Origin of the sequence: Roseburia sp. AF02-12, from assembly GCF_003461765.1 — a bacterium.
Classification (GTDB): Bacteria; Bacillota; Clostridia; order Lachnospirales; family Lachnospiraceae; genus Roseburia_C; species Roseburia_C amylophila.
In genome coordinates, this window is sequence record NZ_QTXS01000001.1 from 765,312 (window position 1) to 791,133 (window position 25,822).

26 protein-coding genes are annotated in these 25,822 nt (G+C 36.3%); 5 read left to right on the forward strand and 21 right to left on the reverse strand.

Annotation, left to right across the window (positions count from 1 at the left end; translation table 11 throughout):
- Positions 1-34: 34 nt before the first annotated feature.
- Positions 35-1,450 carry a WD40/YVTN/BNR-like repeat-containing protein gene (locus DV740_RS03815; RefSeq protein WP_118087474.1) on the reverse strand — a complete coding sequence of 472 codons (1,416 nt, stop codon included), beginning with the start codon at positions 1,448-1,450 and terminating at the stop codon, positions 35-37.
- 281 nt (positions 1,451-1,731) lie between these two features.
- Here DV740_RS03815 and DV740_RS03820 point away from each other — a divergent pair, with 281 nt between their 5' ends.
- Complete coding sequence (locus tag DV740_RS03820) at positions 1,732-2,541, forward strand: hypothetical protein (protein ID WP_118087475.1); 810 nt, start codon at positions 1,732-1,734, stop codon at positions 2,539-2,541.
- Here DV740_RS03820 and leuD read toward each other — a convergent pair.
- Together leuD and leuC are read right to left on the reverse strand one after the other, a co-directional pair.
- On the reverse strand, positions 2,528-3,016 hold the full coding sequence (gene leuD, locus DV740_RS03825; protein WP_022243891.1) for a 3-isopropylmalate dehydratase small subunit: 489 nt from the start codon (positions 3,014-3,016) through the stop codon (positions 2,528-2,530). The genes DV740_RS03820 and leuD overlap by 14 nt on opposite strands.
- 12 nt (positions 3,017-3,028) lie before the next feature.
- Positions 3,029-4,288: a 3-isopropylmalate dehydratase large subunit gene (gene leuC / locus DV740_RS03830; protein WP_118087476.1), complete on the reverse strand. Its 1,260-nt coding sequence runs from the start codon at positions 4,286-4,288 to the stop codon at positions 3,029-3,031.
- A 131-nt stretch (positions 4,289-4,419) separates the two neighbouring features.
- Between leuC and DV740_RS03835 the strand changes: the two genes are divergently transcribed.
- Positions 4,420-5,322 (forward strand): LysR family transcriptional regulator, encoded by a 903-nt coding sequence (locus tag DV740_RS03835; protein ID WP_118057494.1) that lies wholly within the window; start codon positions 4,420-4,422, stop codon positions 5,320-5,322.
- Between the two features lie 126 nt (positions 5,323-5,448).
- Here DV740_RS03835 and ilvC read toward each other — a convergent pair whose 3' ends face one another.
- The 11 genes from ilvC to DV740_RS03895 form a co-directional block, all read right to left on the reverse strand.
- Complete coding sequence (gene ilvC / locus DV740_RS03840; protein WP_117698982.1) at positions 5,449-6,471, reverse strand: ketol-acid reductoisomerase; 1,023 nt, start codon at positions 6,469-6,471, stop codon at positions 5,449-5,451.
- Positions 6,472-6,495: 24 nt separating this feature from the next.
- Complete coding sequence (ilvN, locus tag DV740_RS03845; protein ID WP_022242269.1) at positions 6,496-6,996, reverse strand: acetolactate synthase small subunit; 501 nt, start codon at positions 6,994-6,996, stop codon at positions 6,496-6,498.
- Positions 6,997-7,183: 187 nt separating this feature from the next.
- A complete protein-coding gene (locus DV740_RS03850) occupies positions 7,184-7,552 on the reverse strand; it encodes an Hpt domain-containing protein (RefSeq protein ID WP_117698981.1) in 369 nt (122 codons plus the stop codon).
- 71 nt (positions 7,553-7,623) lie between these two features.
- Entirely contained in the window at positions 7,624-7,848 is a 225-nt protein-coding gene (locus DV740_RS15170; protein WP_278336385.1) for a hypothetical protein, read from the reverse strand.
- A 323-nt stretch (positions 7,849-8,171) separates the two neighbouring features.
- Positions 8,172-9,143, reverse strand: coding sequence for a hypothetical protein (locus tag DV740_RS03860; protein WP_118087477.1), 972 nt, complete (start codon positions 9,141-9,143; stop codon positions 8,172-8,174).
- Positions 9,144-9,490: 347 nt separating this feature from the next.
- Positions 9,491-10,504: a ribosomal protein L7/L12 gene (locus DV740_RS14925; protein ID WP_199534931.1), complete on the reverse strand. Its 1,014-nt coding sequence runs from the start codon at positions 10,502-10,504 to the stop codon at positions 9,491-9,493.
- 140 nt (positions 10,505-10,644) lie between these two features.
- The gene (locus tag DV740_RS03870) at positions 10,645-11,424 is read right to left on the reverse strand and encodes a hypothetical protein (protein ID WP_117947103.1); all 780 of its coding nucleotides are present in this window, start codon (positions 11,422-11,424) and stop codon (positions 10,645-10,647) included.
- A 129-nt stretch (positions 11,425-11,553) separates the two neighbouring features.
- Positions 11,554-12,015 (reverse strand): hypothetical protein, encoded by a 462-nt coding sequence (locus DV740_RS03875; RefSeq protein ID WP_117947102.1) that lies wholly within the window; start codon positions 12,013-12,015, stop codon positions 11,554-11,556.
- Between the two features lie 301 nt (positions 12,016-12,316).
- On the reverse strand, positions 12,317-12,748 hold the full coding sequence (locus tag DV740_RS03885; RefSeq protein WP_118087479.1) for a hypothetical protein: 432 nt from the start codon (positions 12,746-12,748) through the stop codon (positions 12,317-12,319).
- Between the two features lie 54 nt (positions 12,749-12,802).
- Positions 12,803-14,248, reverse strand: a complete 1,446-nt coding sequence (locus DV740_RS03890; RefSeq protein ID WP_118087480.1) for an MFS transporter — start codon at positions 14,246-14,248, stop codon at positions 12,803-12,805.
- 19 nt (positions 14,249-14,267) lie between these two features.
- Entirely contained in the window at positions 14,268-16,685 is a 2,418-nt protein-coding gene (locus DV740_RS03895; RefSeq protein WP_117699253.1) for a glycoside hydrolase family 3 C-terminal domain-containing protein, read from the reverse strand.
- Positions 16,686-16,800: 115 nt separating this feature from the next.
- Here DV740_RS03895 and DV740_RS03900 point away from each other — a divergent pair, with 115 nt between their 5' ends.
- Positions 16,801-17,559, forward strand: coding sequence for a helix-turn-helix domain-containing protein (locus DV740_RS03900; protein WP_117699251.1), 759 nt, complete (start codon positions 16,801-16,803; stop codon positions 17,557-17,559).
- A gap of 109 nt (positions 17,560-17,668) precedes the next feature.
- Here DV740_RS03900 and DV740_RS15045 read toward each other — a convergent pair whose 3' ends face one another.
- Complete coding sequence (locus tag DV740_RS15045; RefSeq protein WP_242994214.1) at positions 17,669-17,977, reverse strand: hypothetical protein; 309 nt, start codon at positions 17,975-17,977, stop codon at positions 17,669-17,671.
- Positions 17,978-18,190: 213 nt separating this feature from the next.
- On the opposite strand from DV740_RS15045, the gene DV740_RS03910 reads away from it, so the two are divergent.
- Positions 18,191-19,153 carry a tyrosine-type recombinase/integrase gene (locus DV740_RS03910; protein WP_242994215.1) on the forward strand — a complete coding sequence of 321 codons (963 nt, stop codon included), beginning with the start codon at positions 18,191-18,193 and terminating at the stop codon, positions 19,151-19,153.
- Between the two features lie 1,401 nt (positions 19,154-20,554).
- Here DV740_RS03910 and DV740_RS03915 read toward each other — a convergent pair.
- Positions 20,555-20,773 (reverse strand): hypothetical protein, encoded by a 219-nt coding sequence (locus tag DV740_RS03915; RefSeq protein WP_118087482.1) that lies wholly within the window; start codon positions 20,771-20,773, stop codon positions 20,555-20,557.
- A 189-nt stretch (positions 20,774-20,962) separates the two neighbouring features.
- Complete coding sequence (locus DV740_RS03920) at positions 20,963-21,400, reverse strand: hypothetical protein (protein WP_118087483.1); 438 nt, start codon at positions 21,398-21,400, stop codon at positions 20,963-20,965.
- Between the two features lie 695 nt (positions 21,401-22,095).
- Here DV740_RS03920 and DV740_RS03925 point away from each other — a divergent pair.
- Complete coding sequence (locus tag DV740_RS03925) at positions 22,096-22,299, forward strand: hypothetical protein (protein ID WP_118087484.1); 204 nt, start codon at positions 22,096-22,098, stop codon at positions 22,297-22,299.
- Between the two features lie 33 nt (positions 22,300-22,332).
- Here the strand turns inward: DV740_RS03925 and DV740_RS14750 are convergent, their stop codons facing one another.
- The 4 genes from DV740_RS14750 to DV740_RS03940 form a co-directional block, all read right to left on the reverse strand.
- Positions 22,333-22,491, reverse strand: coding sequence for a hypothetical protein (locus DV740_RS14750; RefSeq protein WP_158561503.1), 159 nt, complete (start codon positions 22,489-22,491; stop codon positions 22,333-22,335).
- A complete protein-coding gene (locus tag DV740_RS03930; protein ID WP_158561505.1) occupies positions 22,488-23,798 on the reverse strand; it encodes a site-specific integrase in 1,311 nt (436 codons plus the stop codon). The genes DV740_RS14750 and DV740_RS03930 overlap by 4 nt, the downstream gene beginning before the upstream one ends.
- Before the next feature lie 194 nt (positions 23,799-23,992).
- Positions 23,993-25,003: a GGGtGRT protein gene (locus DV740_RS03935; RefSeq protein ID WP_118087486.1), complete on the reverse strand. Its 1,011-nt coding sequence runs from the start codon at positions 25,001-25,003 to the stop codon at positions 23,993-23,995.
- A 19-nt stretch (positions 25,004-25,022) separates the two neighbouring features.
- Positions 25,023-25,715, reverse strand: a complete 693-nt coding sequence (locus tag DV740_RS03940; RefSeq protein ID WP_022243201.1) for an iron-sulfur cluster assembly scaffold protein — start codon at positions 25,713-25,715, stop codon at positions 25,023-25,025.
- Positions 25,716-25,822 lie beyond the last annotated feature (107 nt).

The following is a 25,822-nucleotide window of genomic DNA, read 5'->3' on the forward strand; positions in this document are numbered from 1 at the left end:
TGTCTTTCATTATATAAGAACCTGCAGTTTACTGTCAATAACTTATCCCAGAATAATTCCATGTATTCCCACTATCTATGGATTCAAAAAGAATTCCATCGTTTTCACCCATAGCAGATATTACTTTTATTATAAGTTTTCCATCTTTCTGCTGTGGCATCTTGCAATAATCATAGTCTGATATGGAAAATCCATACTCTGCTGCCGTGTCCGGAAGTTCTGTCACTTCATCCATGGAAAGTTCAATCATGGAAAATGTTTTCCCGCCATCCTGTGTCAGATAAAGTGTGGAATAATCACCTGACGCTCCAGCCAATCCGATAACGCCCAGATTTTCATTATAGAATTCTATTCCTTCTGCCACACCAATATTTCCATCAAACGGGTCTGCATTTTGCTGATTCCAGCTCTGCCCGCCGTCCTTTGTCATTTCAAGCTCATAAAAACGGCTGCCGGCAGCTGCATCCGCCACCAACAGACGATAACCGGTATTGCTGTCCAGGAAAAAGTATACGCTTCCATCTTCCCTGTTTTCCGTCCACGGAGTGCCATTTCCGCTCTCTTCCTCATCATTGCCATCATTGCCGGCTACGGCATTGGTGTCTGCATTCCCGTTGTTATCCGTTGTGTCATTTCCAGCACCGTTTTTTGCTTCATCAATCTGCTCCTGCCGGTTTTGCTGGGCTAACACTGCAGCACTGGTATATTTTGGATTTATGATATAAGTTATAATTTCACCTGTATTTTCTTCGCCACCAGTAGAAAATGTAACTGCAAAACCTGTAACTTCTCCGCCATATTCCAACTGGCTTAAAATTGAATTTTCATTTGTATCTGCATTTCCATCTATATCTTCATTTTCATCTATATCTGCATTTTCTGCATTTATCACCTGTAGGCTATCTGCACTGGAAAAGGCTCTTTTCCCAGAATAACTTATTCCAAAGGTATGGCTCTTTGTTTCTTCTGCCCAACTATCTACACGTTCTTTCACCTTTATATTTCCCAATAGTTCAAAAAGCGGTGTCAGGCACATATCTTCTTCATAATCTGTCTTGGCATAATTATTGATGTAAACTGTCATTTTGCTGCTTTTCTTCCGGTTATAGTCCACAAGATAGGTTCTGGTTTCTCCATTCTCATCCTCACCATAGAAAAACGTATCTATTGCAGCAATCTCTCCGGTAGCATAGAAAGTCACATTAAAATGGTTCACCAGATAAATTTTCTTAGGAAGCCCGATTTCATTATCCAGATCCTCCAATATCCCTGCCACACTGTCATCAAAGAAATTATCATGCTTTAATGTTATCTTTACTTCATCACTTTTTTGAAACCGTTCGGATGTCTTGAAAAAATATAACCCTCCAAGGCATACCAGTAACAGAATCATCCCTGCTTTTAGCCAGTTTTTTAATTGATATTTCTTTCTTGTATTTTCCTGCTTCAACGAATTGCTCCTTTCCACCTGCAATCATATCACTATTCCAATAACGCCGCCAAATATTCCTGATATTTCCACGAATTTTTATATCCTTGCAATTTCCAATATATATTGGCATCATAGCATATTTTTCATTTCAAAAGTTTGATATTTTCTTAAGATATTTTCCTGTTTTCATGCTTTCCTAAAAATGTTATACTCAAAGTGACGCTTACCGTAAGAACTCGCCACCGGCAGCTTCTTACAGATGATTTGTAACTAAGAATTTTAGAATGTGAGGATTTACCATGCTTTCCGGTGCTTTTTCAGCCAAAACAAAAGACGGAACCATCTACTACCGTTCCAGCCTTACCTATAAAAGAAAACATATTAGTCTTGGAAGCTTTCCAACGGAAGAAGAAGCCCATCTTGCCTATAAAGAGGGGACTTCTCTACTTTCTGAGTCTGAAATCACACTGGAAAATTATACCGCATATATTAAACTTTTAGATTTTGCCAAAGCCATTACACTTTTAAATTTCCGTGACAACGGCGTCTATATCAAGAATCCGATTTATCTGAAGCAGAATTATTTTCTCTATTTTCTCGCACCACAGACGGAATATAAATTTGATATTGATGATTTATTCTTTTATTCCAGCCACAAGATTATGCAGCGTGGTGGCCGGCTTTTTGTAAATGAATACGGCATGCAGACCGGGATTCTCTCCCGCTATGGAGTCCGTAATCATGCGGTACTGGATGTAGATTACACTTTCGCCAATGGTAACCCCTTCGATTACAGCTACGCCAATATTATTGTCATTAACCGCTACCGTGGAGTTGCCCAAACAGAATACAACGGACTCCTCCGTTATCAGGCTTTTATCCATATCAATGGCAATTATTCCATTGGCACTTATTCTTCCGAAGAAAAAGCTGCCATTGCCTACAACAAAGCTGTTGATCTGGCAAAGGCAGCCGGTATTCATAAGAATTTTGAAGAAAACTATATTACAGAGCTATCCGCTAGAGAATATGCAGAAATTTATACTAATCTTAAAATCTCTCCAAAATATATCAATTATCTTTCTACACTTTCTGCTATTTCTGATTGATGTAATTTACGAGTCCCTCGCAATCGATAATCTTCTGCATAAATGGTGGGAATGCCTGACCCTGGAAACTCTTTCCTGTGGTCTTGTCGGTAATGACACCAGTATCAAAATTTACCTCTACCTCATCTCCTGCTTTGATTTCCAAAGCTGCTTCCTTACATTCAATAATCGGAAGTCCGATATTGATTGCATTACGATAGAAAATACGTGCAAAAGTCTCTGCTATGACGCAGCTTACACCAGCGGCTTTAATTGCAATTGGTGCATGCTCTCTGGATGAACCGCATCCAAAGTTCTTCTCCGCTACAATAATATCTCCTGCAGATACTTTATTTACGAATTCCTTATCAATATCTTCCATACAATGTAAGGCAAGTTCCTTAGGGTCGGAAGAATTCAGATATCTTGCCGGTATAATAACATCCGTGTCTACGTTGTCACCGAATTTAAATACTTTTCCTTCTGCTGCTTTCATGTTCTAATCCTCCTATACTTCTTCCGGGCTGGAAATCTTTCCTGTAATTGCACTTGCTGCTGCAACTGCCGGGCTTGCCAGATAAATTTCTGAATCCACATGTCCCATACGTCCTACAAAGTTACGGTTGGTTGTAGATACGCATCTTTCATTCTCAGCAAGAATTCCCATATAGCCACCAAGGCAAGGTCCGCAGGTCGGTGTGCTGACAATAGCACCTGCTTCAATAAAGGTTCTGATATATCCGGCTTCCATAGCATCCAGATAAATCTGCTGGGTTGCAGGAATTACGATGACACGTAAACCTTTCTTTACTTTCTTTCCTTTCAGGATAGAAGCTGCAATCTTAAGGTCATCTAATCTTCCATTCGTACAGGAACCGATTACTACCTGATCAATAGCAATATCTCCTACTTCATCAATGGTCTTTGTATTTTCCGGAAGATGAGGAAATGCTACAGTTGGACGAAGTGTACTAAGGTCAATGGTATACTCCTCATCATATACGGCATCCTCATCTGCTTCATATACTTTATAAGGACGTTTGGAATGCTCTTTCATATATGATTCTGCTTTCTCGTCTACCGGGAAGATTCCGTTCTTTCCGCCGGCTTCAATTGCCATATTTGCAATGGTAAAACGGTCATCCATGGAAAGATACCGGATACCATCACCTACGAATTCCATAGACTTATATAATGCTCCATCCACACCAATCATTCCGATGATATGTAAAATAACATCTTTACCGCTAATCCATGGTGCTGGTTTTCCTGTGATATTGAATTTAATCGCGGATGGTACTTTAAACCATGCTTTTCCGGTTGCCATTCCTGCCGCCATATCAGTACTTCCAACACCGGTGGAAAATGCTCCCAATGCTCCATATGTACAGGTATGTGAATCTGCTCCGATAATAACATCTCCTGCAACAGTCAGTCCTTTTTCCGGAAGAAGTGCATGTTCGATACCCATTTCTCCTACATCAAAGTAGTTGGTGATTTCGTTTTTGCATGCAAACTCTCTGACACATTTACAATGCTGTGCAGATTTGATGTCTTTATTTGGTACAAAGTGGTCCATAACCAGTGCGATTTTATCCTTATGGAACACTCCGTCTACTTTCATTTTCTCTATCTCATGGATAGCCACCGGTGAAGTGATATCATTTCCCAATACCAAGTCTAAATCTGCTTCAATCAACTGGCCAGCCTGAACAGAATCAAGTCCCGCATGTGCCGCAAGAATCTTCTGTGTCATTGTCATTCCCATTTGAAATTCCTCCTGAAATTAAATCATTTTTTCTATACTGTTGCTATTATAGCACAGCTAGTGGTATAATGGAAATACATATTAAACATATTTATTATGATTTTTAGTTATAAACACGGAGGGATCTATAAATGTTGCAGAGTTTATCCAGTTACCGTATTTTCTATACCGTAGCAAAAACACAGAATATATCAAAGGCAGCCAAAGAGCTTTATATCAGCCAGCCTGCCATCAGTAAATCCATACAGAAACTAGAGGAAAGCCTGGGCTGCGAACTATTCCGCCGAAGTTCCCGCGGCGTATTGCTGACCGAAGAAGGCGAACTTCTTTTTACTCATGTCAGTTCCGCTTTCGAAACCCTGACTTTAGGGGAAGATAAATTAAAGAACTCCTTAGAGCTTGGTGTTGGCCACTTAAAAATCGGTGTCAGTTCCACACTCTGCAAATACATGCTTCTGCCTTATTTAAAGGATTTCACAAAACGCTATCCGCATATTAATATTTCTATCGTATGCCAGTCTACCAACGAATCCTTACAGATGTTAGAAGAAAACAAAATTGATATCGGTCTGATTGCAAGGCCGGAAAACCAGAAAACTTTAAATTTCAGCAATGTGGCTGAAATTGAAGATATTTTTGTTGCAACGGAAGCTTACTTAAACGTATTGAATGCAAGGGGCATTTCTTCCGATGAAATCTTACAGAATTCTACGCTGATGCTTCTCGATAAGCATAACATGACCCGTCAGTATATTGATGATTATTTACAGGAAAATAAAATTGAGACCAGAGATTTAATCGAAGTCTCTACGATGGACCTCTTAATTGACTTTGCAAAAACCAACCTGGGTGTTGCCTGCGTCATCCGCCAATTTGTCCAGAACGAACTTGCAAATAAAGAGTTATTAGAGATTCCACTTGGTTTTCCAATTCACAAGCGTGAAATTGGCTTCGCTTATAAAAACACCCTAAAGCCTTCGAAATCCTTGGAATTATTTATTGATTTCTACCAGAATTTTCATCCGGGCGAATAAGATGCCTCACTGCCAGCTTCTTACAAATGCCTGTCAGCTACGAGAAACATACTTTGAGCGTTTCTCACGTCAAAAAAAGCTGCCGCAATCGCGACAGCTTTTTTATCATCTTTTTGAAGTATCAGATTAGTTGTTAACCAGCTTATCTTCTTCGTTGTTCCAGCTATACAGCTTACGAATTTCTTCGCCGACTTTCTCTGATGGATGCTCAGAAGCAAGCTTTCTCATAGCTTTGAAGTGTACCTGGCGTCCTGCCGGTGACATATCAAGTAAGAATTCTTTTGCAAAAGTACCATCCTGAATATCTGTTAAAATCTGTTTCATTGCTTTCTTTGTCTCAGCAGTAACAATCTTAGGTCCTGTGATATAATCACCATACTCAGCAGTGTTAGAGATAGAATATCTCATTCCAGCGAATCCTGACTGGTAGATTAAGTCAACAATCAGTTTCATCTCATGGATACACTCGAAGTATGCATTTCTTGGGTCATAACCAGCTTCGCAAAGTGTTTCGAAACCAGCCTGCATAAGCGCACAAACACCGCCACAAAGAACTGCCTGCTCACCGAAGAGGTCTGTCTCTGTCTCTGTACGGAAGGTTGTCTCAAGAAGTCCTGCTCTTGCTCCACCAATTCCAAGACCATATGCTAATGCCAGGTCAAGTGCTTTACCGGTTGCATCCTGCTCTACTGCTACCAGACAAGGAGTTCCTTTTCCAGCCTGATACTCAGAACGTACAGTATGTCCTGGTGCCTTAGGAGCGATCATTGTTACGTCAACATCCTTTGGAGGTTTGATACATCCGAAATGAATGTTAAATCCGTGAGCGAACATTAACATGTTTCCTGGCTCAAGGTTTGGCTCAATATCGTTCTTATACATATCTGCCTGTAACTCGTCATTGATAAGAATCATAATAATATCAGCCTGTTTTGCAGCTTCTGCTGCTGTATATACTTTGAATCCCTGTTTTTCTGCTTTTGCCCAGGATTTGCTACCATTGTAAAGTCCAATAATGACATCACAGCCTGATTCCTTTAAATTTAATGCATGTGCATGTCCCTGGCTACCGTAACCAATGATGGCGATTTTCTTACCATCCAGTAAGGAAAGGTTACAATCTTCCTGATAATAAATTTTTGCTGCCATTTTTTCAGCCTCCTGTTTTAATGATTAATCTAAATATGTAACATCGGCAGACCCTCTGGTCAAACCTGTGATACCGGTTCTAGCGAGCTCTAATATCTCATAGCCCTGTAACAGATCCATAAATGCATCTAATTTATCCTGATGCCCTGTCAGTTCAATTACCATGGAATCGTTGGTGACATCAACCACCTTGCCATGGAAAATATTGGTAACGCTTAAGATTGCCTGACGTTCTGTATCCTTTGCTTTAATCTTAACCAGAATCAGTTCTCTTGTAACGGATGTACCCGGCTCTAATTTCTTAATATTGCGCACATCTTCTAACTTTGCCAACTGCTTCTCAATCTGCTCTAAAATCTGTTCGTCACCACTTGCTACTATCGTAATTCTGGTATATCTTGGATCTGCAGTTACACCAGAAGAAAAACTATCGATATTGTATCCTCTCCGGCTGAAAAGTCCTGAAATATGACTTAATACACCAGAAGTATTCTCTACTAAAATAGATAATGCCTGTTTTCTCATGCGAAAACCATCCTTTTTCTTTCATTCACATTACAGTTATTCTAGCATATCAGTTCTGTTTGTCAATACTAAAATGGCTTAAAGTAATAATATTTTTTTATTCAATAACCTATGGTTATATCATTGATAACAATAACATAAAACTACAAGAAACACATTTTGCAATCTGGCAGGCTGCCTGCATAAATTACGGCTGTGAATCCCTGTATTTCCGGATAATATCAATTGTCTTCTGATAATCCATTCTGACTTTCCTAAATTGCTGCAGCATCTCTTCTCCGTATATTTTATAGCGGAGCTGTTCGCACAGAATTATACTTGATTTGCTCAGCCGTCCCAACCCGAGCGTCATGGTCTCTCCCTTTAAGGTATGTACCAGATCAAAGGCTTTCTCATAATCCCTTTCCTGTAAAGCTTCATCAATCCGCTGTACTTCATCGCTTTCTAAGAATTTTATCAAAAAACGGTGTACCAGCTCTTCCTTCCGGAGTCTGCGCATGACCTCTGCATAATCTCCCTCCAGTTCCTTGTAGCATTGCTCTAAATCCATACTCATATTCCCTTTCTGTTGATTTTCTCATAGCATTATAGTACACCACCGTTTTTTCTTTTTCAAGCAATTCTTCCTTATTGTCTGGTGTTTCCATCCGGCTGCACCGGCGGTTCATTCTGTTGCTTTACACTTTGTTGTCCTTCCGAGAGCATAATAAGTGTCCTGGTTATTTCTTTTCTTGCATATTCCAATGCCTCTTCTCCATCATATACCGTATCAACCTGGTACTTATGAAATACAAGAATATCTGTAACAGCTTCTGCCATGCTTTCTTCGTCTTCTGCATAGAGTAACTTCATAAAAACATCCTCCTTGCTGCATAACCTGTCAGGCATACCATAACTAGCTTCTTACAAGCATTTTGGAACTATAGAAAACACATTTTGCAGGAAAGCAATTTCCTGTAAAACAAAAAAGCCAGGATAAAATCCTGACTATATTTTCGGGGAGTACCTCCCGAACTCCGAAGAGCCCGAGAGGCATGAGTTATGAAAAATTATATTAGCTTAATAGCTAGTACTTTTATACTATATCTTATAAAAATATGTTTGTCAAGTGTTTCCCTACAATTTTTCTTAGGGACTTACTTGGGTCTTACTTGGGTTTATTTCCATTTGAATTTCTACAGTTTTTTATATATTTTTTCTACGTCATAGTCCGGTGCCATAGTTGCTGCAATTTCATATATCTTCCTGATATTTTCCGGCTCTTCTTCCAGCATATCAGCTGTTTCTTCTACGGAGTTGCCTTTTTGCAGTTTCTTGATTACCTGACGAATTAGTTGCAGTTTTTCGCCCTGCTCCAAACCCTGCTCCAAGCCTTCTTCCAAACCCTGTTCCAGACCTTGTTTTCGACCCTGCTCCAATTTATTTTCCAGTTCTTTTTCAATTTCATCTTTCATTAATTCACGCAATGCTTCACACATCTCATTTTGCCTCCTTAACAGACTATATACCTGCTTATTTGCATTTACACTTACTTGAAGTACCGAATCAATATTGCTCCGTTCATTCTTACTTTCCAAATAATGTATCTGTTCCAAAAATAGTTCTGCATCCTGCATCTCTACCTGTGTAGTCAATACCCGCAGGCTGCAATGAGCTTTTCTTTCCAACTGACTTGTTACTACAACTTGTACTGGGAACGGAACTTTTCCTCTTACATAATAAATTCCAGGATACATTTTTTTCAGGATATATCCTTCTTTTTTCAGTTCCTGAAAAAGTGCCTTCGGATAAGCATTCCGAAAAAAGGATACGGTCACCTCAGATGCTGGAATTTTATTGACTGCTATCCCCTGCGCCTTATATAAGCTGGCGTATCCAATTACCTTAAAGAAGGAATCTATCGTCAATTCATCTCCCGGTCCCTTATACTCTAAAATATTGTGTCCCCTCATAATATGACCAATTTCATTTTGTAACGTCCGCTTCCAATCCATCTTTTTAATAATCACAAGATCAATCTGAAGTGGTTTCTTACTTAAATTATACTCCGGAATTAATTCCAGTACATCCAGATCTTGTCGCAGTTCCAGTTCTGTTGCTGCACAAAACGCCGGATGCCATTGTAATTTTTCTGCTTTTCCTGACATTTCTTCTCCTTTCTTTTGTCTTGGAGAGTATACTTTTGCAATGTCACTTAACCGCAACAACCTTTGTCTGAAAGAATTCTCTCCGCTTCATTTAATGTGAAATAAAAGCTTTGAAAATTCCTGTTATCATATCAGGTTATGTGGTGAACCCGGCGAAATGATAGAATACCGGTATACTTCTGACAGGCTATGTGCCATTGAAATGTATATAGAAATATCAAGCTTTGATTGCATTATAACATGATGAAATGAAAATGTCAGTAAAAAAAGAAAGCATCTGCCCTCCCTTAATCGGATAAGCAGATGTTTTCCATCTCAATTTCTTTCAACTTCTATTTTTGTATCTGTTACATGCATCTTGCTCCGCACTTTGTGCAGAATTTTGCACCCGGCATAATTTCATTTCCACACTGTGGGCAGAACATCTTCTGAACTTCCTCAACTTTGGTGCCGCATTTCGGACAGAATTTTGTGCCGGATGCAAGTTCGGCACCACAATTATTGCAATAACAACCACCTTGTTCCTGTTTATCTCTATACTTCATTTTACTTGTTGCACCAATTGCATCAAGTTCCTGTTTCATTTCTTCTAATACTTCCAAAGAACCTTTTATAAAGAAACCATTTCCAGCTTCAATTTCATCAATACATTCTTTTGCTTCCCTAAGATCTGATCCTGTATATTCTCGAATCAATTTAATCAGCTGAACCCTCTTGTCTCCTGTAGATGTAATAATCAATGCTGCTTCTGTGTCCATTTCTACATACATATCATCTTCATCCACATCTGAATCATTTTCATTCATATCCATTTCATAATCTGCTCCAAGATTATCCAAAACTTTTATTAACTCTTCTACTCTTTCATTTCTGGCTGAAATTTGAAATCCATTATTTTCTGACAAATCATTTAAAAGTTTTAATTCCAAATCTTTTCTATCTAATCCAAGTATCTGATGATATGCTTCGATTACTTTTTCTCCCTGATCTCCTAATGAAAAAATTGCAATAGATGTATTCATTTCTGCATCATCTTCATCTTGCCAATTCTTTTGAATATAGGTAAATGCACCTGCCTCATCCAATTCCTGTTGCATCTGCTGTAATAATTCTAAAGACTCTAATGTACACACGGTTGACTGTTCATCTAAAATATTGCCATTAATTAAATTGCTTAACTCCGTATAATCTGACTGCAGATATTTTTGAATAATTGATATAATCTGTACCGGGTTAGGACCAACATCTGTAATTACAATTCTATATTCCGGTATCTCCTGCTGTACTCCCTTATTTCCAAACTCCCTTTTTACAAAAATGTGTCTAATGCATAAACCCTTATAATTATTCGCTTTTACCACTTTTATACATTTTCTATTCATTTTTTGCTAATGGGGAGCTTATTTTTTTATAAGTTGTCGTGCGATTTATTAGAATGGAATTTTTGAAAGGCTACTTCACTTGGATGGTGAGGTAGCCTTTTCAATTTGTCCCTGTATTATTAATAACCAATTACTTCTTTTGATATTTCATTAATTACTGATTGAGGTATCATATCAATACTTACTGTATACACTTTGTTCATACGAGGATTATATATACCTAGATTCTTTACGCTCTTAAACTCTTTATGAATTGAGTGCATACCCATGATATAATATACCAACAACTGCAAAGTATATTTTGGCTTTGGTTCATCCTTTGACACTTTAAAATCCCATAATGTATCTTTTGTTAAATAGTCTCCATCACCAGTAGAGATAGTGTCTGTGTATCCGCCTTCAAATGTAAATCCATCTTTTGTTATAGGTCCATATTCTTTCCAAAAAGACAAACTACGATTAATCATTGTTACAATGTTTTCAATTGTATCTTTATCAGGGTTAATTTCTTCTACCGGCTTATACCCTATTACGCCAACTCTAAAACAAACATCGTATCCTACCAATTTGCATGCATTTGTTATGGATTTTTTATCAAGTCCTTTTATATCTGCCAATAGACTTGTAGCATTTTTCATTGACGATTGCTTTTTATTCCCTGTAAATAAATCCAACGCCATAGCACCTTTTAATGATATTGAAAAGGCTTCCTCTTTTTGGGCACCCATCATAAATCGGGTCATATAATCAACTGCAAGACCAACTAAACTTGCATGCATATTCTCATTTTCATTCAATGTAATTCCATCATCAAGTTGGGTTATCATAAGTTCTTTTTTGTTTATGTATCCACCACGGGGTTGTTTTATCATGCTAATTCGTTTGGTTACTGAGTACATTCGTTTGTACCTCCAATATTCTCATTATGCAAATCTTATAATATTTTATCACATGACAAGAGGATTGTGAATGATTTGCTTATATTATGTTCGATTATTTTCGTTCTTTGATGACTGCTTCTATAATGGCTATGTATTTTTGTGGTAAGTTAAATACTTTGTAAAGTTCCTCATCGGTATAGATGTGCCGTCATTTAAAATGCCTTCCATCTCCTGAAGAATCTCTGGAGTAACATCCTCACAGTGATATATTTGCTGAATATAATCTCCTATCTCCCCCCAATTTATATGTTTCTTCTTTTTTTCACATAAAATCAGTCCATAATAGCCCTTACAGCTCCACATAAAATCATTACGGATTCCTGTAAATTCTGCTTTTGCAGCCGAAATGTTTCCCTGATTTAGTAATGTCATGGCATTTTTATAACGGTTATCCAGACCATCTCTTCCACTTCCTCTGGCAACAGCAGCAGTCAGATTGATATTTTCAATTGTTTTCTTCAAATCCTGATGAATATTTTCAATATGTTCATCTGTTTTCTGAAACTCTTTTGATAAATTATGTACCAGGAAAAGATTATCACATGCCATGCATTCATACTTTTCCTCTCTGTATATTATTTTCTCAATGAGGTGATACCTATGTCAGAAAGAATTAATCAACACCTACCCCTAAGTTTTCATTCTGTATATAACTGAATCTATATAGCCACATAGTGTTCCCATGAATCGTTATAATCGTAATCTCACCTGGGCTCCCCATTGCTCCAGGATGAGCAAAAGTCCAAGCAATAATATCATGTTCCAATATTTCATCAATATTCTGCATTGTCAAATAAATAGGTTTATTCGTTCTATTCTGTATCAATTTCTTTTTATTTGCTCCTTACATTCATTTTTCTTTATACTGGTGTTCATCACACACAAGACAACGATGTATTCTGTAGTTATAATAATTTGCGAAATTTAAAGCAAGTTTTTTATCTTCAACAATTAATGCTAAATAATATGCAAATGGAATCAATATTTTCGGCTGTACAGAACTCTCATCATACACAATTATCTTCTTTTGAATAGCATTTAAATCTGTGAAATACGCTAAATACAGACTGAACAATTCCCAATATGTTTGATCCCAAATCAAAGCCTTTTCTTCACTCGCTTTTATAATACGTGGAAAAACATAATTTGTAGAAATCATTTTTATAGTTAATCCATAATTATTACAAACAGATTCTATCACCCTATCTATATGATCTGCTGTATATTCAGAAACATTATCACGTACAATACTATTTTCATATATAAAATCATCAATTGTCATTCATATCACTTTTTTCTAAACTCATCAATTATAAGGTCATCACAACTAATTGAATCATTTTTTATTTGTGCTTTTTATTTCCGCTACCAGTTCTTCATACTTACGTTCGTCAATAATATATTTCCGTTTAATCAGTATATAAGCAGCTCCTATAGAAATTACCGGAACAGCTACAATTCCAAGACGCAATATAAATCTTTGTCCGGCATCTGCTGTCTGAATAAATTTATCTGCCTGTACAATTACATTTTCCGAAGTAAGTTCTCCTGTACCAGCTTTTATTTCTAATCCGGATATTTTCTGACTGATTGCATAAATATTGCTTATAATCAGTATTAACGCAACAACCGCCTGATCAACTGCACTTGCCAGCTTTGTTGCAAAAGATCTTACTGCTGAGATAATACTGTCATGTCGTTCATGAAACCGGACTTCATCATACTCTATGGTATTATTTAACATGACAATCATCGTCATATTGAATGCCCCCTGCGAAAAGAAGATTAGAAAACCGATGATATTCAGTAAAACAACACTTTTTGGTACAATGTAGCCTACACTCATAAAAAGCATATACCCAATGACTGTAATGCTGGTAGCTGCAGTTATAATCTGATTTCGTGTGAATTTTGAGGAAAGCCACGCAAAAGATGCCTCTGATATCAGCGTTCCTAATCCATACATAATTGTAAACCAAAATACAAGACTGCCACCTACAGAATATCCAAATTCAAAATAAAAGAAATTCATTCCAATCATAATCAGAAGACCATTTCCGATTTGGAATAATAAACATGCAATTCCAATCACTATCAACTGATCATTTCTCAGGAATATATGAAACATATCTTTTAATGACAGTGTTCTCTTCTTTTCCGGTCGTTTTCTCTCTTTTACTCCAAACACTGTAAGTAGCTGGAAACCAATAAAACAAAAAGCAATCACAATCGCAGCCGTCCGATATGCCATAATCGCATTTCCAGCTACCATATCAGGGAGCAGACCTGCAACAGAAAACTGTCCGATACAGATAAAAATTCCCTGTACGGTTACCAGCCAGTTCCGTTCTCCCGGATCTGATGTAAGACTCGGCAGCATTCCCCAATAGGCAATATCATTCATTGTGTAAGTCATTCCCCATAAAAGATATCCCACTCCAAAAAATGCAACAAATCCCCATCCTTCCGGCCTTACTGTAAACAAGCAGATAATTATCAGGCTGTTTAAAATTACTCCTATAAAAATCCAAGGTTTAAATTTTCCGGCTTTCAAATGCGAATTTTCAATAATAATTCCCATCATTGGATCATTAATGGCATCCCACAGCAGACACACTACCATAATTGCTGATATTACTGCATATTGGGCAACTGTCAGTTTCATCGTATATTGAATATATGTAAGAAGAAACATAGAGACAAGTGCATACGCCATATCTCTTCCGGTTGCTCCTATACAATAGCTCCATTTTGTGCGTTTATCCAATTTATTGTTTTCCATATACGACTTCCCCCTCTCTCTATTTCTTCAGCAGTCTTTTTAAAGCCTGCAGATATTTTTTATTTGCATTGTAAACTAACATATCGATTAACTTCGGAGTTGCAATTCCACCACTGGTTGCAATCAGTCCTTCCAGATTTCCTTCTTCGACTCCCATTTTTACCATTTTAAAGGCCGGGTCCCGCTCTGATTTTCCCCGAAGTATAATCTTAAGTCCAATATGTACGACTCCACGAACAATTTTTCCAAACATTGAGACATTTACCACATCCTGATAGGAATCGTAAACCGTATACTCTCCACGCTTTTTTTCTTTGTCATGTTTCGGTTCACCGCCTAATAGCTGATAAAATTGTTCTGCACTGATTTCCATTCCATGTGGCTGCTCTCTAAAATAATCCGGAAACAGTTCTCTTTCATTTCTAAAATAACTATTTCCTACTACTTCCATATTCGCCTTTAATTGCAAATCATGTACCGATGCTCCGATACAGATCTGATATTTGCCGCTTAACATGGAAAAGGCTTTTTTCTCTACATCATAGACGGAAAAACTTCTTTCATCCAGCTCTAGTATAACTTCTTTTTCTTCACCCGGATGCAGATATATTTTTTGAAATCCCTTTAGTTCTATATGGCTTCTGATAACATCTGATTCAATCGGGCAGATATATAACTGTGCTATTTCTGCTCCACTCACTTTTCCGATATTTTTAATTTTAAAACGAATTTGTATCTTTCCACCACTATATACTTCCGGTACATTCAATTCCGAATAGGAAAAAGAAGTATAGGAAAGTCCATAACCAAACGGATATTTTACCGGAACATGGAATGTCTCATAGTAACGATAACCTACAAAAATGCTTTCCCTGTATTCTACATCATCATTCGGAGGTGCAAAATATCTCCATGCCGGAGTATCTTTTTCTGAAAGCGGAATTGTCTCTGCCAATTTACCGGATGGATTCACCTCTCCACTGATTAAGTCAGCAACAGATTCCCCTACAGCCTGTCCTCCGAGGTACATGTGAAGAATTGCTCCTACATTCTTTTCAAAACTAAAATCCATAGGCGCACCACCGAAACTAATTGCTGCAATATGATTTTTTCCGACAGTTTCTGCAATTTCAGCCAACAGCTCTTCCTGATTTTGAGGGATTTTAAGATTTTTCCTGTCGTATCCTTCTCCTTCATAAGATTCTGTAAGACCGATAAAATATAGAATCACACAATCCTTTTTTCTATATTCCTGTTTCAGTTTTTCTATCGTATCCTGTAGTTGCTTTTCTCCTAATTCCTCCGTTTCATTCTGATATCCCTGTATATAAGTTACCTGATATCCTTTTTCACGTATTGCTTCAATCGCATTTGTCATCTTCGTCGGCTGGATATGACTGCTCCCACCTCCCTGAAACCGCATCTGCCTGGCAAGCTCTCCAATAATGATTACCTTCTTCTCTTTTCCAATTGGCAAAACACTATTATTTTTCAAAAGTACTGCACTTTCATTTTCCAGTTTACGTGCCACCTGATTCTGTTCTTCCATATCTACCTCATAATTTTCTTCTATATTTTTATGAAGTGATACAAAATTCTGCAGAACATTCTTAGTCCAGTTATCCAGTTCCTGATCCGTAATCCGGCCATCCTTATACGCTTCTTTTAACACATCTGTGTGGAAGCCTTTCGGATCTGGCATTTCCAGTGTCAGACCATTTTTCATACAGCTTACAATATCATTTGCTGCTCCCCAATCCGACACCACACCACCTTGATATTTCCATTCTTTTCTCAGAACATCTGTCAGTAAGTATTTATTTCTTGCTCCAAATTCGCCATTAATCCTGTTGTATGAAGCCATTACAGAAGTCGGTTTTGCTTTTTTCACAACTTCTTCAAAAGCCGACAGATATATTTCCCTAAGAGTTCTTTCATCAATCTGGCTATTGGATGTCATTCGTCTTGTTTCCTGTGAATTAACAGCATAATGCTTTAAACTCGTACCTATTCCAAGGCTCTGTACACCTTCGATATATCCCGTTGCCAGCTTTCCTGTCAAATACGGATCTTCACTGAAATATTCAAAATTTCTTCCGCATAAAGGAGAACGCTTGATATTGATTCCGCAGCCTAGCACAATAGATATCTGCTCTTTTTTTGCTTCTTTCGCAATCGCTTCACCCATCTTTTTAACAATAGCAGGATTCCAACTGCAGGCTATTGCACTTGCAGTTGGAAAACAGGTTGCTGGCTTACTGGTTTCAATATCCCCAATCTTTTCCTGTTCCAGTTTTCGAATCCCATGTGGTCCGTCTGTCATCATAATAGAGGGGATTTTCCCATTACAGTCATAAGTATGCCAGTCACCAACACCGCCTAAAAGCCGGATTTTTTCATCTATTGTTAACTGTTCGCATATTTTATCAATGTTCATCTCTTTTCCTCTCTCTTAATCTCTTAATTGTATTTTATCTATTTCCGGCATATAATTATATTGATTTATCGTGTTTTATATCAATTTATCGTGTTTTTGACAGGAGGAATTACCTATGTATAAAATGAAGTCAGACATCAATTTTTCACTCACACATGAAATGTTGGAAAATGCAGAAAATGAACGGATACATACATCTTATGCACAGGAAAAAGCAATTCTCGAATGTGTTTCAAACGGAGATATTCACGCATTGGAGAATACCTATTATTCACTCCCAACAACTGTTTACGGAAAGATGACCTCTTCCAATTCCAAATTAAAATTACTTTTTTATGCAAGTATTGCTAATACAACTTTAGTTACCAGATATGCCATCGAAGGAGGACTTAATGAGGAAACTGCTTTTTCCTTAAGTGATGTATATATACGAAAAATGGAACAATGTACCGATGTTGACGCTTTAATGAAATTAAATGAACAGATGGCTATTGAATTTACGCTTCGTGTTGCTGAAGCAAAAAAGACTCCAAAAAACTACTATTCACCAGCTATTTCTCGCGTCATTGATTATATCTATCATGGTAAAAATAAAACTTTAACCTTAAATCAACTGGCATCTTTAGTTAATTTAACACCTAAATATCTGTCTGCCCTGTTCCATAAAGAAACCGGACAGACGCTTACTGTTTTTATCCATAAAGTTCTTATTGAAAAGGCACAGAATTTACTGGCACATTCCGACTATAGTCTGGGTGAAATCAGTACTTACTTGAATTTTTCATCTCAAAGTTATTTTATTTCTATTTTTAAGAGATACACTGGTATAACTCCCGGACAATATCGTAAAATGCATCGCCAGATTAGTTGGTAAAATAGAAAATAAAATAAGAATATCGATGATTAAACGTTACTATCGCCAGAACTTTTCTCGTCTTGAAGATAAAAGAAAGCTACCAGTTTTTCCTCTGATAGCTTTCCATTCATTCTTGTTCTGTTGGGAACATCGCTGCTTCCAGCTTATTCATCTCTGTATCCGAAAGACCATATTTTCCTGAATTATCTTTTTCCACGGATACTTTTACAGTAACAGTTTTTCCATAACTGTTCTTTTCAAGACTCTTCTGGACACTTTCTGTTAATACGGCTGCAAAGACTTCCGGATCATTTCCATCCAATCCCTGCTTTATTTTTTCATTGTTTACCTCTGTAGAGCTTTGTTGCAATGTCTGAAATACATTGGATGGTTCAACTTGTACACTTACTGTATAAACTCCATCCTCTTCTTTCACATCCTGTACTTTGTATTTTGCCAGTTTCTTTACTTCTGTCAGTTTTTCCGTATAATCAGCAATTCCTTTATCCGTAATGTTATCGGAATCATCAAATTGCTTTTGGATGCTCTCATTAAAATCCTCTTCGATTTCTTTCTTTGCATCTTTTTCCGAGAGTTCTAACAGATTCGCATAGTCCTTATATTCTCCATGATAGTATGCATTGATTTAATGGATGATTGGATAGAATATTTGCAATCAATTGATAGAGCACCCCAGACGCTCCACGCTTATCGAAACGACTTAAAGGTATTCTTTACATGGAATCTTGAGTTCAATGGGAACAAATTCTTTCCTGATTTAACCAAGCGTGAAGTTGCAAAGTTTCAAAATCATGCGTTGAATACATGGGGATGGAGTTCAAATAGAATTAGACGAGTAAAATCAACACTCTCTTCTTTATCAAATTATATAAGAGATATTCTTGATGATGAACCTGAATTTGAAAACTACAAACCCATTATTAGAAAAATTGCAAATCCAGCTAAGGAAGTTGTAAGAGAAAAAACAATACTGTCTGATGAACAAGTAGAACTGTTATTAAATACACTTGTTGAAAGGAAAGAATATGAAGCAGCTTGTGCAGTAGCTGTACTTGCTTTTTCTGGAATGAGACATGCAGAGTTATTACAAATGAAAGTTGAATATTTTAATGACGATCATTTTGTTTATGATTCTATGTGGAAGACAGATAAAGTAAGAGCAAAAGGCTTCGGAAAAAACGGTAAGCAAATTAATAAATTTATATTATATAGTGCAAAACCATATTTGGATTTATGGTTAAAAGAACGTGAAAGATTGGGAATTGAAAGCGAATGGTTATTTGTGACAGTTTCTATTGATAAAGAAACAAAAGAAAGAATATATCATCAGCGAAGAGATGTAAGTTCATGGATTCAAATGATGGAAGACATTTTAGGTGTTGATGCGTATTGCCATATGTTTAGACATTATACATGTACACGCTTACATAGATTAAATTTACCAGCTCACGTAATTCAGGAATTTTTCGCATGGTCTAGTGCAGAGATGCTTAGTATCTATAATGACTTAACTGCTGAAGATGAATTTGGGAAATATTTTGATAAAGATGGTGTTAAGGAAGCCAAGCAAAGCTCTTTAACTGATATCTAGTATCGAAACTATCATTTTTAATTGTAACAAAATGCTTGAAATCATAAATTTTCTATGTTACAATATATTATGTAATAAGTATATGTTGCACTATTGTGGTGAGGTGGAATTATTTTTATTAGTAAAAGATGCTACCATAAAGTAAAATGGTTACTCTGAAATTAATAAAAATATTTTGATTTAGCAAAAATAATTATTATTCTCTTGACTTGGATGATTACTTTTTTGCTTTCTGTATATCTCGACCGAGTATATATCCTGCTCCACCACACAATGCAACAAGTGTAATTAATGCTTCATATGATAAAGTTATCATCTATAAATTCTCCCTTCTGATTACGGCACAATTTACCATCTATATAAGCCGGGCTTATACTCCCAGATTGGAGAGAACCATTCTACTGTTTTAGTAGCATCTTTTAGACATTATATCATATCATGACAATTCATGTCAAAATATTCCGAGATAAAGAATAATATATCAAAATCAAACAAAGTGGTGTCGGTTATTTAGTCTATCCGACTAATAAAACGAGTGTTATAATACAGGTTTTGATAGAATTCAATCAAAAACTACTATCACTCTTACCCATAGCGGTTTGATCAAACAGAGAATAATATAACCGTCAGCAGACGTGCTAACCAGTAAGTAATATCTTGCGAGATATGAAAAAGCATACTGTTACTCATAGAAACTTGCGAAACCTATGAATTGAAGTGCTTATCTTTATTTCAAGTTTGTACTACAGTGTCTTTCAAGACTGTGGTCTAAAATCAGTATCACCAACGCAAGATAAGTGATACGCATTTACATCCATGAGTTGTAAGTATATGTTGATAATAAACGCTGTACTGTTACCAGTGTTTATTCGAGTATTTCAGAGGTATGCTTAACCCTAAAACAGTGTAGCGAAAAACGTGAAAGAAAAGCACTTGCAAAAACTGCGCCTACAGGGCATCAAAATGAGTAAAACTATCCACGGAGTTTTGCAAGAAATGGCAAATTGTCTTTTCTGATTTTTATAAATGGATTAATTAGTGAATAACTGGATGTGTACAGTCCAATATCAGCTAGTTAGTGCTTTATGCTGATTTTATTGTAGCATAGTAGTTTTAAACATTTTTAGCTGATGACTAATATGGAGAGAACTTCATCACTTGATGTATCTGGCGTTTACGCACAGATTTTCGATGAAATCTACTGTAAAGAATCTGAGTATTCAGCAATTGTAGATAAGTTCGGTGTTTCATCGAAGTATAAAGTCATTAAAATTTAATACATAAATAGTTTTCGTACATATAAAAAAGACCTGTTTTATATATAGCAGGTCTTTTCTGTGTGTATGAAAATATGCACATATTTTAGAAAGGATGTGATTAAACTGGTTTAGTTTAATATTTTTATTTCTTTTTGTTACCAACATATAATATTGCAGATATAATGGATGAAACAGCGCATACTCCAAATGCTAACTTAAATGCGAAATAGTATGTTTCAGGTGTATATCCAATACCACTTGGATCTGGTATCTTAAATATGAATGAAATCGAAGCGAAGTATGATAATATTGTAAGCAAAATTGGTACTACAATATGAATTATTATTCTCTTTTTGTTCATAGGTCTACTCTCCTATTTATATAATCTAGTGTTTTTTATTTTATCACATAATTTTAAAACAAGCAACAATCATTCTTCAAACAAATGATTGATATGGTATCCTCAAACAATACCTTTGCTAACAATAGTATGATATTTAAAACAATAGACAGTTACTTGATGCTTCTCCACTTGTAGAATAACCTGGACTTACCAAATGGACAACATGATAATTTTGTGCTGTAGTAGAAATGAATCATCGCCTGCTGCTTTATCTGTCGCTTTTTTAGAATTATTATAATTAGCCGTTGCAGTTTCATATGCATTTTTGGCTTCTTTTGCTGATATTTCATCTAATTTGGCGATTTCGTCATCCAACTTACCATTTACCAAATCAAGGTTTGATGCTTGTACACCAACTAAATCAGCAATGTCATTTTGAATTTCTTTTATTTCTTTTCTACTATCAACATCTAAATTTTCAGACTCTTTTAATTCCTTATATTTAGAAATAAGTTCATCTAACGATTTTGCTTCTTCTTCATTTTTCTGTACTTTTTCGGTTGTATCAGAAAATGCTTCGTCAGCGGCTTCCGAGGCTCGTTTTGCAGAGTTTATAAGTTTGTCTAGTCCTTTAACTGCTAACATTAAGGCGGCTGTAAATCCAAGAGATATAGCAGCATTTAATGCTGTTTGAGCAAGTGTTAATCCAATAGTAGATTGTTTTGCAACATTTTGAGCATTTTTTAGTCCTTCAACAGAACCCTTACCCTTATTTAAACCAGAAAAATACAGTTTTGTATTACTGTCAGCATCTTTAATTATTCTATTAAAGGTTTCCTGATTTGTGCAACCATGTGCTACCGCATTGTTCCAATTTCTTAAAATCTGAAGTTGATCTTTTGAAATAACGGAATTAGAATTACTTGATTGGAATATAGATTTTATTCCACCAGCAACACCATTTTGAGAAAATCCCTGTTGCCAATTTGTTTTATAAGTGTTCCAATCCTTATTAAATAAAGCTAATGTTTTTCTAGTATTATCAACAGAAAATAAGTAGTTTTAATGGTAAAGGTGTTTATAAGTATAAAGATGGAAAATGGTATGTTTACAAAGAAGAAGATTATTCAAATCTGAGCTTTGGTAGCAAATCAGAGGCAGACGATTATATCAAGAAACATTTAAGTCCTACCGGAAAATTTTTAGTAAAATACTATCATGATGGTCTTGAAAATGGTCTTGTTGATTTTAGTAAGAAAGATTCCAACTTTGACCTTGTTCAGAAATATGGTCTTAAGAAATATGAAGTACCAGCAATCTTAAAACAGGGCGAAGCTGTCATGAATCAAGAACAAATCAAGAATCTTGCTACAATGAAATATAAAGTATACGATGGAATAACAAAAAATTTATCAGATGTAACACTTAATACAATGGATGATGCTGAAAGTCTTATTGATATATTAAAATGGCTTGCAATTGAATCCAATATAAAACATAACTATATTGTTGTACCACAAGTAGAAATAGAAATAAAATTATAGGGTATGTAGAAATTAATCTACATACCCTATTTTTTACGATTTTTCCTTTTCTATTATTTGATATTCAGATTCATTAATAATAACCTTATATCCCTCTAATATTCTTTTAATTTGCTCTTGTGAAGCAATACTATGCAGGCAATTCCAAAAATGTCTTTCATGTTGTCGAATATTATTAATTAAATATATCATACATTCTCCTTACTAAAAGCATTATTTAAAACAATATTACCATTTTTATTTATTGTATCTGTATAATGATTTGTGTATATCTCAATTGTTGTCTGTAGATTTTTATGTCCTAACCTCTCCTTAATATACATAAAACTAGCTCCATTTTCATATAATATTGTTCCATGAGTATGTCTTAAACTATGTGTATCGTACTGTGGAAAATGCAATTGTTTATGAATTATAGAGGACGTATGTTGTGTTGTTCTTGCACTAATATATGAGCCATCTTCTCGTCTACAAATAAAATCAACTTCATAATGTGACTTTTCTTGAGATACTTTATTCATTGGTAATATGTCATCAGTTTTAGCATATGTCATTTCATTTTCACTATAATAACGATTATAGTATTTGTCAAAATATTCTCTTGCTTTTAGCTGCTTATCGTGTTCTTTTTTCAAAGCTTTTAATATTACTTCATCAAGTTCTATCGTTCTAAAAGAATTATATTTAGGCTTAGAGAAATACCAGTATCCATTAGATTTAGATGTGCCATTAGCTTTCTTTTTCTCTTCTTCCGATCTTGTTTCGCCAGCTTCCCATTGAACTTGCCTATTAACTGAGAGTGTTTTATTCTCGAAATCAATGTCTTCCCATACAAGTCCATATATCTCTCCCAAGCGTAATCCTGTATGATAGCCAATCATAATAGGGATATAAGCCGACGAACCTTCTGGGAATCTTTCAAATATTTTTTGCATGACTTCTTGAGGAATATATACATGTTTCTTACTTCTCGTTGCTTTCTTTGGTTGTTTCTTTGTTGGAACTACTAAATTTATTGCAGGAGTTGATATGATATAATGTCTATCCAAAGCATAAGTAAATGATTTTGTTAATAATCCTTTAACCGAGTTTACTGTATTGATTGAGTAGCCTTCATCGTACATTTTGGTTATGAAATCTTGCAGAGTATCTTTGGTGATAGTTTTTAGCTTATATGAGCCGATTTCAGGTTTGATATATAATCTAATTTTTTTCTCATATCCTACAAGTGTAGAAGGTTTACAAGTGAGCTTACAATCTTTTTCTAACCACATATCTAGGAAATCAGCATATGACATATCTGAAGGTTCAATGACTTGTCCCACATGTTCATATGCTTGCTGTGCTATCTTGCCAGCTTCTTTGGCTTCTCTCTTTGTAGCAAAGCCAGATTTAGATTTCCATTGACGTTTGCCATCTATAGAAGCAACTTCAAACCGATATTCATATACTACTTTACCACTGTTACGAGTTCTTGCTTTAATCAATACATCACCCATAGTCATACTCCTTTCAAGAACAGATGTTCCTCTTATTAGGAGTATAACATACCTCGTCCACATTTTAAATTTACATGGACGAGATGTGGACATTTCAATATTATTTTCGTCCACATGTACTTTTATAAAAAATAAGAGAGTCTTCGGATTTCTCCAAAGACTCTCCAAAAAGCCTATAAAATCAAGCTTTCTATTTAGAATTTACCAGCTTTTGCTGCTTCCTCGACGGAAACGGCAACTGCTACTGTAGCACCAACCATTGGGTTATTACCCATTCCGATTAAGCCCATCATCTCAACGTGAGCTGGTACGGAAGAAGAACCTGCAAACTGTGCATCAGAATGCATACGTCCCATAGTATCTGTCATACCATAAGATGCAGGACCTGCAGCCATGTTATCTGGGTGAAGTGTACGTCCTGTACCACCGCCGGATGCTACGGAGAAGTATTTCTTACCCTGCTCGATACATTCTTTCTTGTATGTACCTGCTACTGGATGCTGGAAACGTGTTGGGTTGGTAGAGTTACCGGTAATGGAAACACCTACGTTCTCATGATGCATGATTGCAACACCTTCCTGAACATCATCAGCACCGTAACATTTTACAGTTGCACGAAGTCCGTTAGAATATGCTTTTTCATATACAACGTTAAGTTTAGCTGCTTTGTAATCATACTGTGTCTCAACAAATGTAAATCCGTTGATACGGGAGATAATCTGTGCAGCGTCTTTTCCAAGTCCGTTTAAGATAACACGAAGTGGTTTCTGACGTACTTTGTTTGCTTTCTCAGCGATTCCGATTGCACCTTCAGCAGCTGCAAAAGACTCGTGTCCAGCTAAGAAACAGAAGCACTCTGTCTCTTCCTCTAATAACATTTTTCCAAGGTTACCATGTCCAAGACCTACTTTTCTGTGGTCAGCAACAGAACCTGGAATACAGAATGCCTGAAGACCTTCACCGATTGCTGCGGCAGCATCAGCAGCTCTTTTGCATCCTTTTTTGATTGCGATTGCAGCACCTACAGTGTAAGCCCAGCAAGCGTTCTCGAAACAGATAGGCTGGATTTTCTTTACCTGATCATATACATCAAGTCCAGCAGCTTTTGTAATTTTTTCAGCTTCTTCAATAGAGCTGATACCATAGCTGTTTAATACAGCGTTAATCTGGTCAATTCTTCTTTCATATCCTTCAAATAATGCCATTATCTTCGTCTCTCCTTTCTTACTCTTCTCTTGGGTCAATGATCTTAACAGCATCAGCTACACGACCATACTGGCCTTTTGCTTTTTCCCATGCAGTGTTAGGGTCATCACCTTTTTTGATAAAGTCTGTCATTTTTCCAAGAGAAACGAACTGATATCCGATAACTTCGTTGTTCTCGTCAAGAGCGATGCCTGTTACATAACCTTCAGCCATCTCTAAGTAACGAACACCTTTCTCCTTTGTTGCGTACATAGTACCAACCTGGGAACGAAGTCCTTTTCCTAAATCTTCCAGACCAGCACCTACTGCAAGTCCGTCATCAGAGAATGCACTCTGAGTACGTCCGTAAACGATCTGTAAGAATAACTCTCTCATTGCTGTATTGATTGCGTCACAAACAAGGTCAGTATTTAATGCTTCAAGAATTGTTTTTCCCTGAAGAACCTCTGCTGCCATTGCTGCTGAATGTGTCATACCTGAGCATCCGATTGTCTCAACCAGTGCTTCTTCAATCACACCATTTTTTACATTTAATGAAAGCTTGCAGGCACCCTGCTGTGGTGCACACCAGCCTACACCGTGTGTAAATCCTGAAATATCTTCAATTTTTTTGGAATGAACCCATTTTCCTTCTTCTGGAATTGGAGCTGGCTCATGTTTTGCGCCCTTGGCAACAGGACACATGTTTTCGACTTCCTTCGTGTAAATCATTATAAGACTCCTTTCGATATGAAATATATATCATGTTAAACTTTGTTATACATTTAACACACCGCCCTCATTTTCTCACATTTTTTTACATTAGTCCAGTCTTTTTT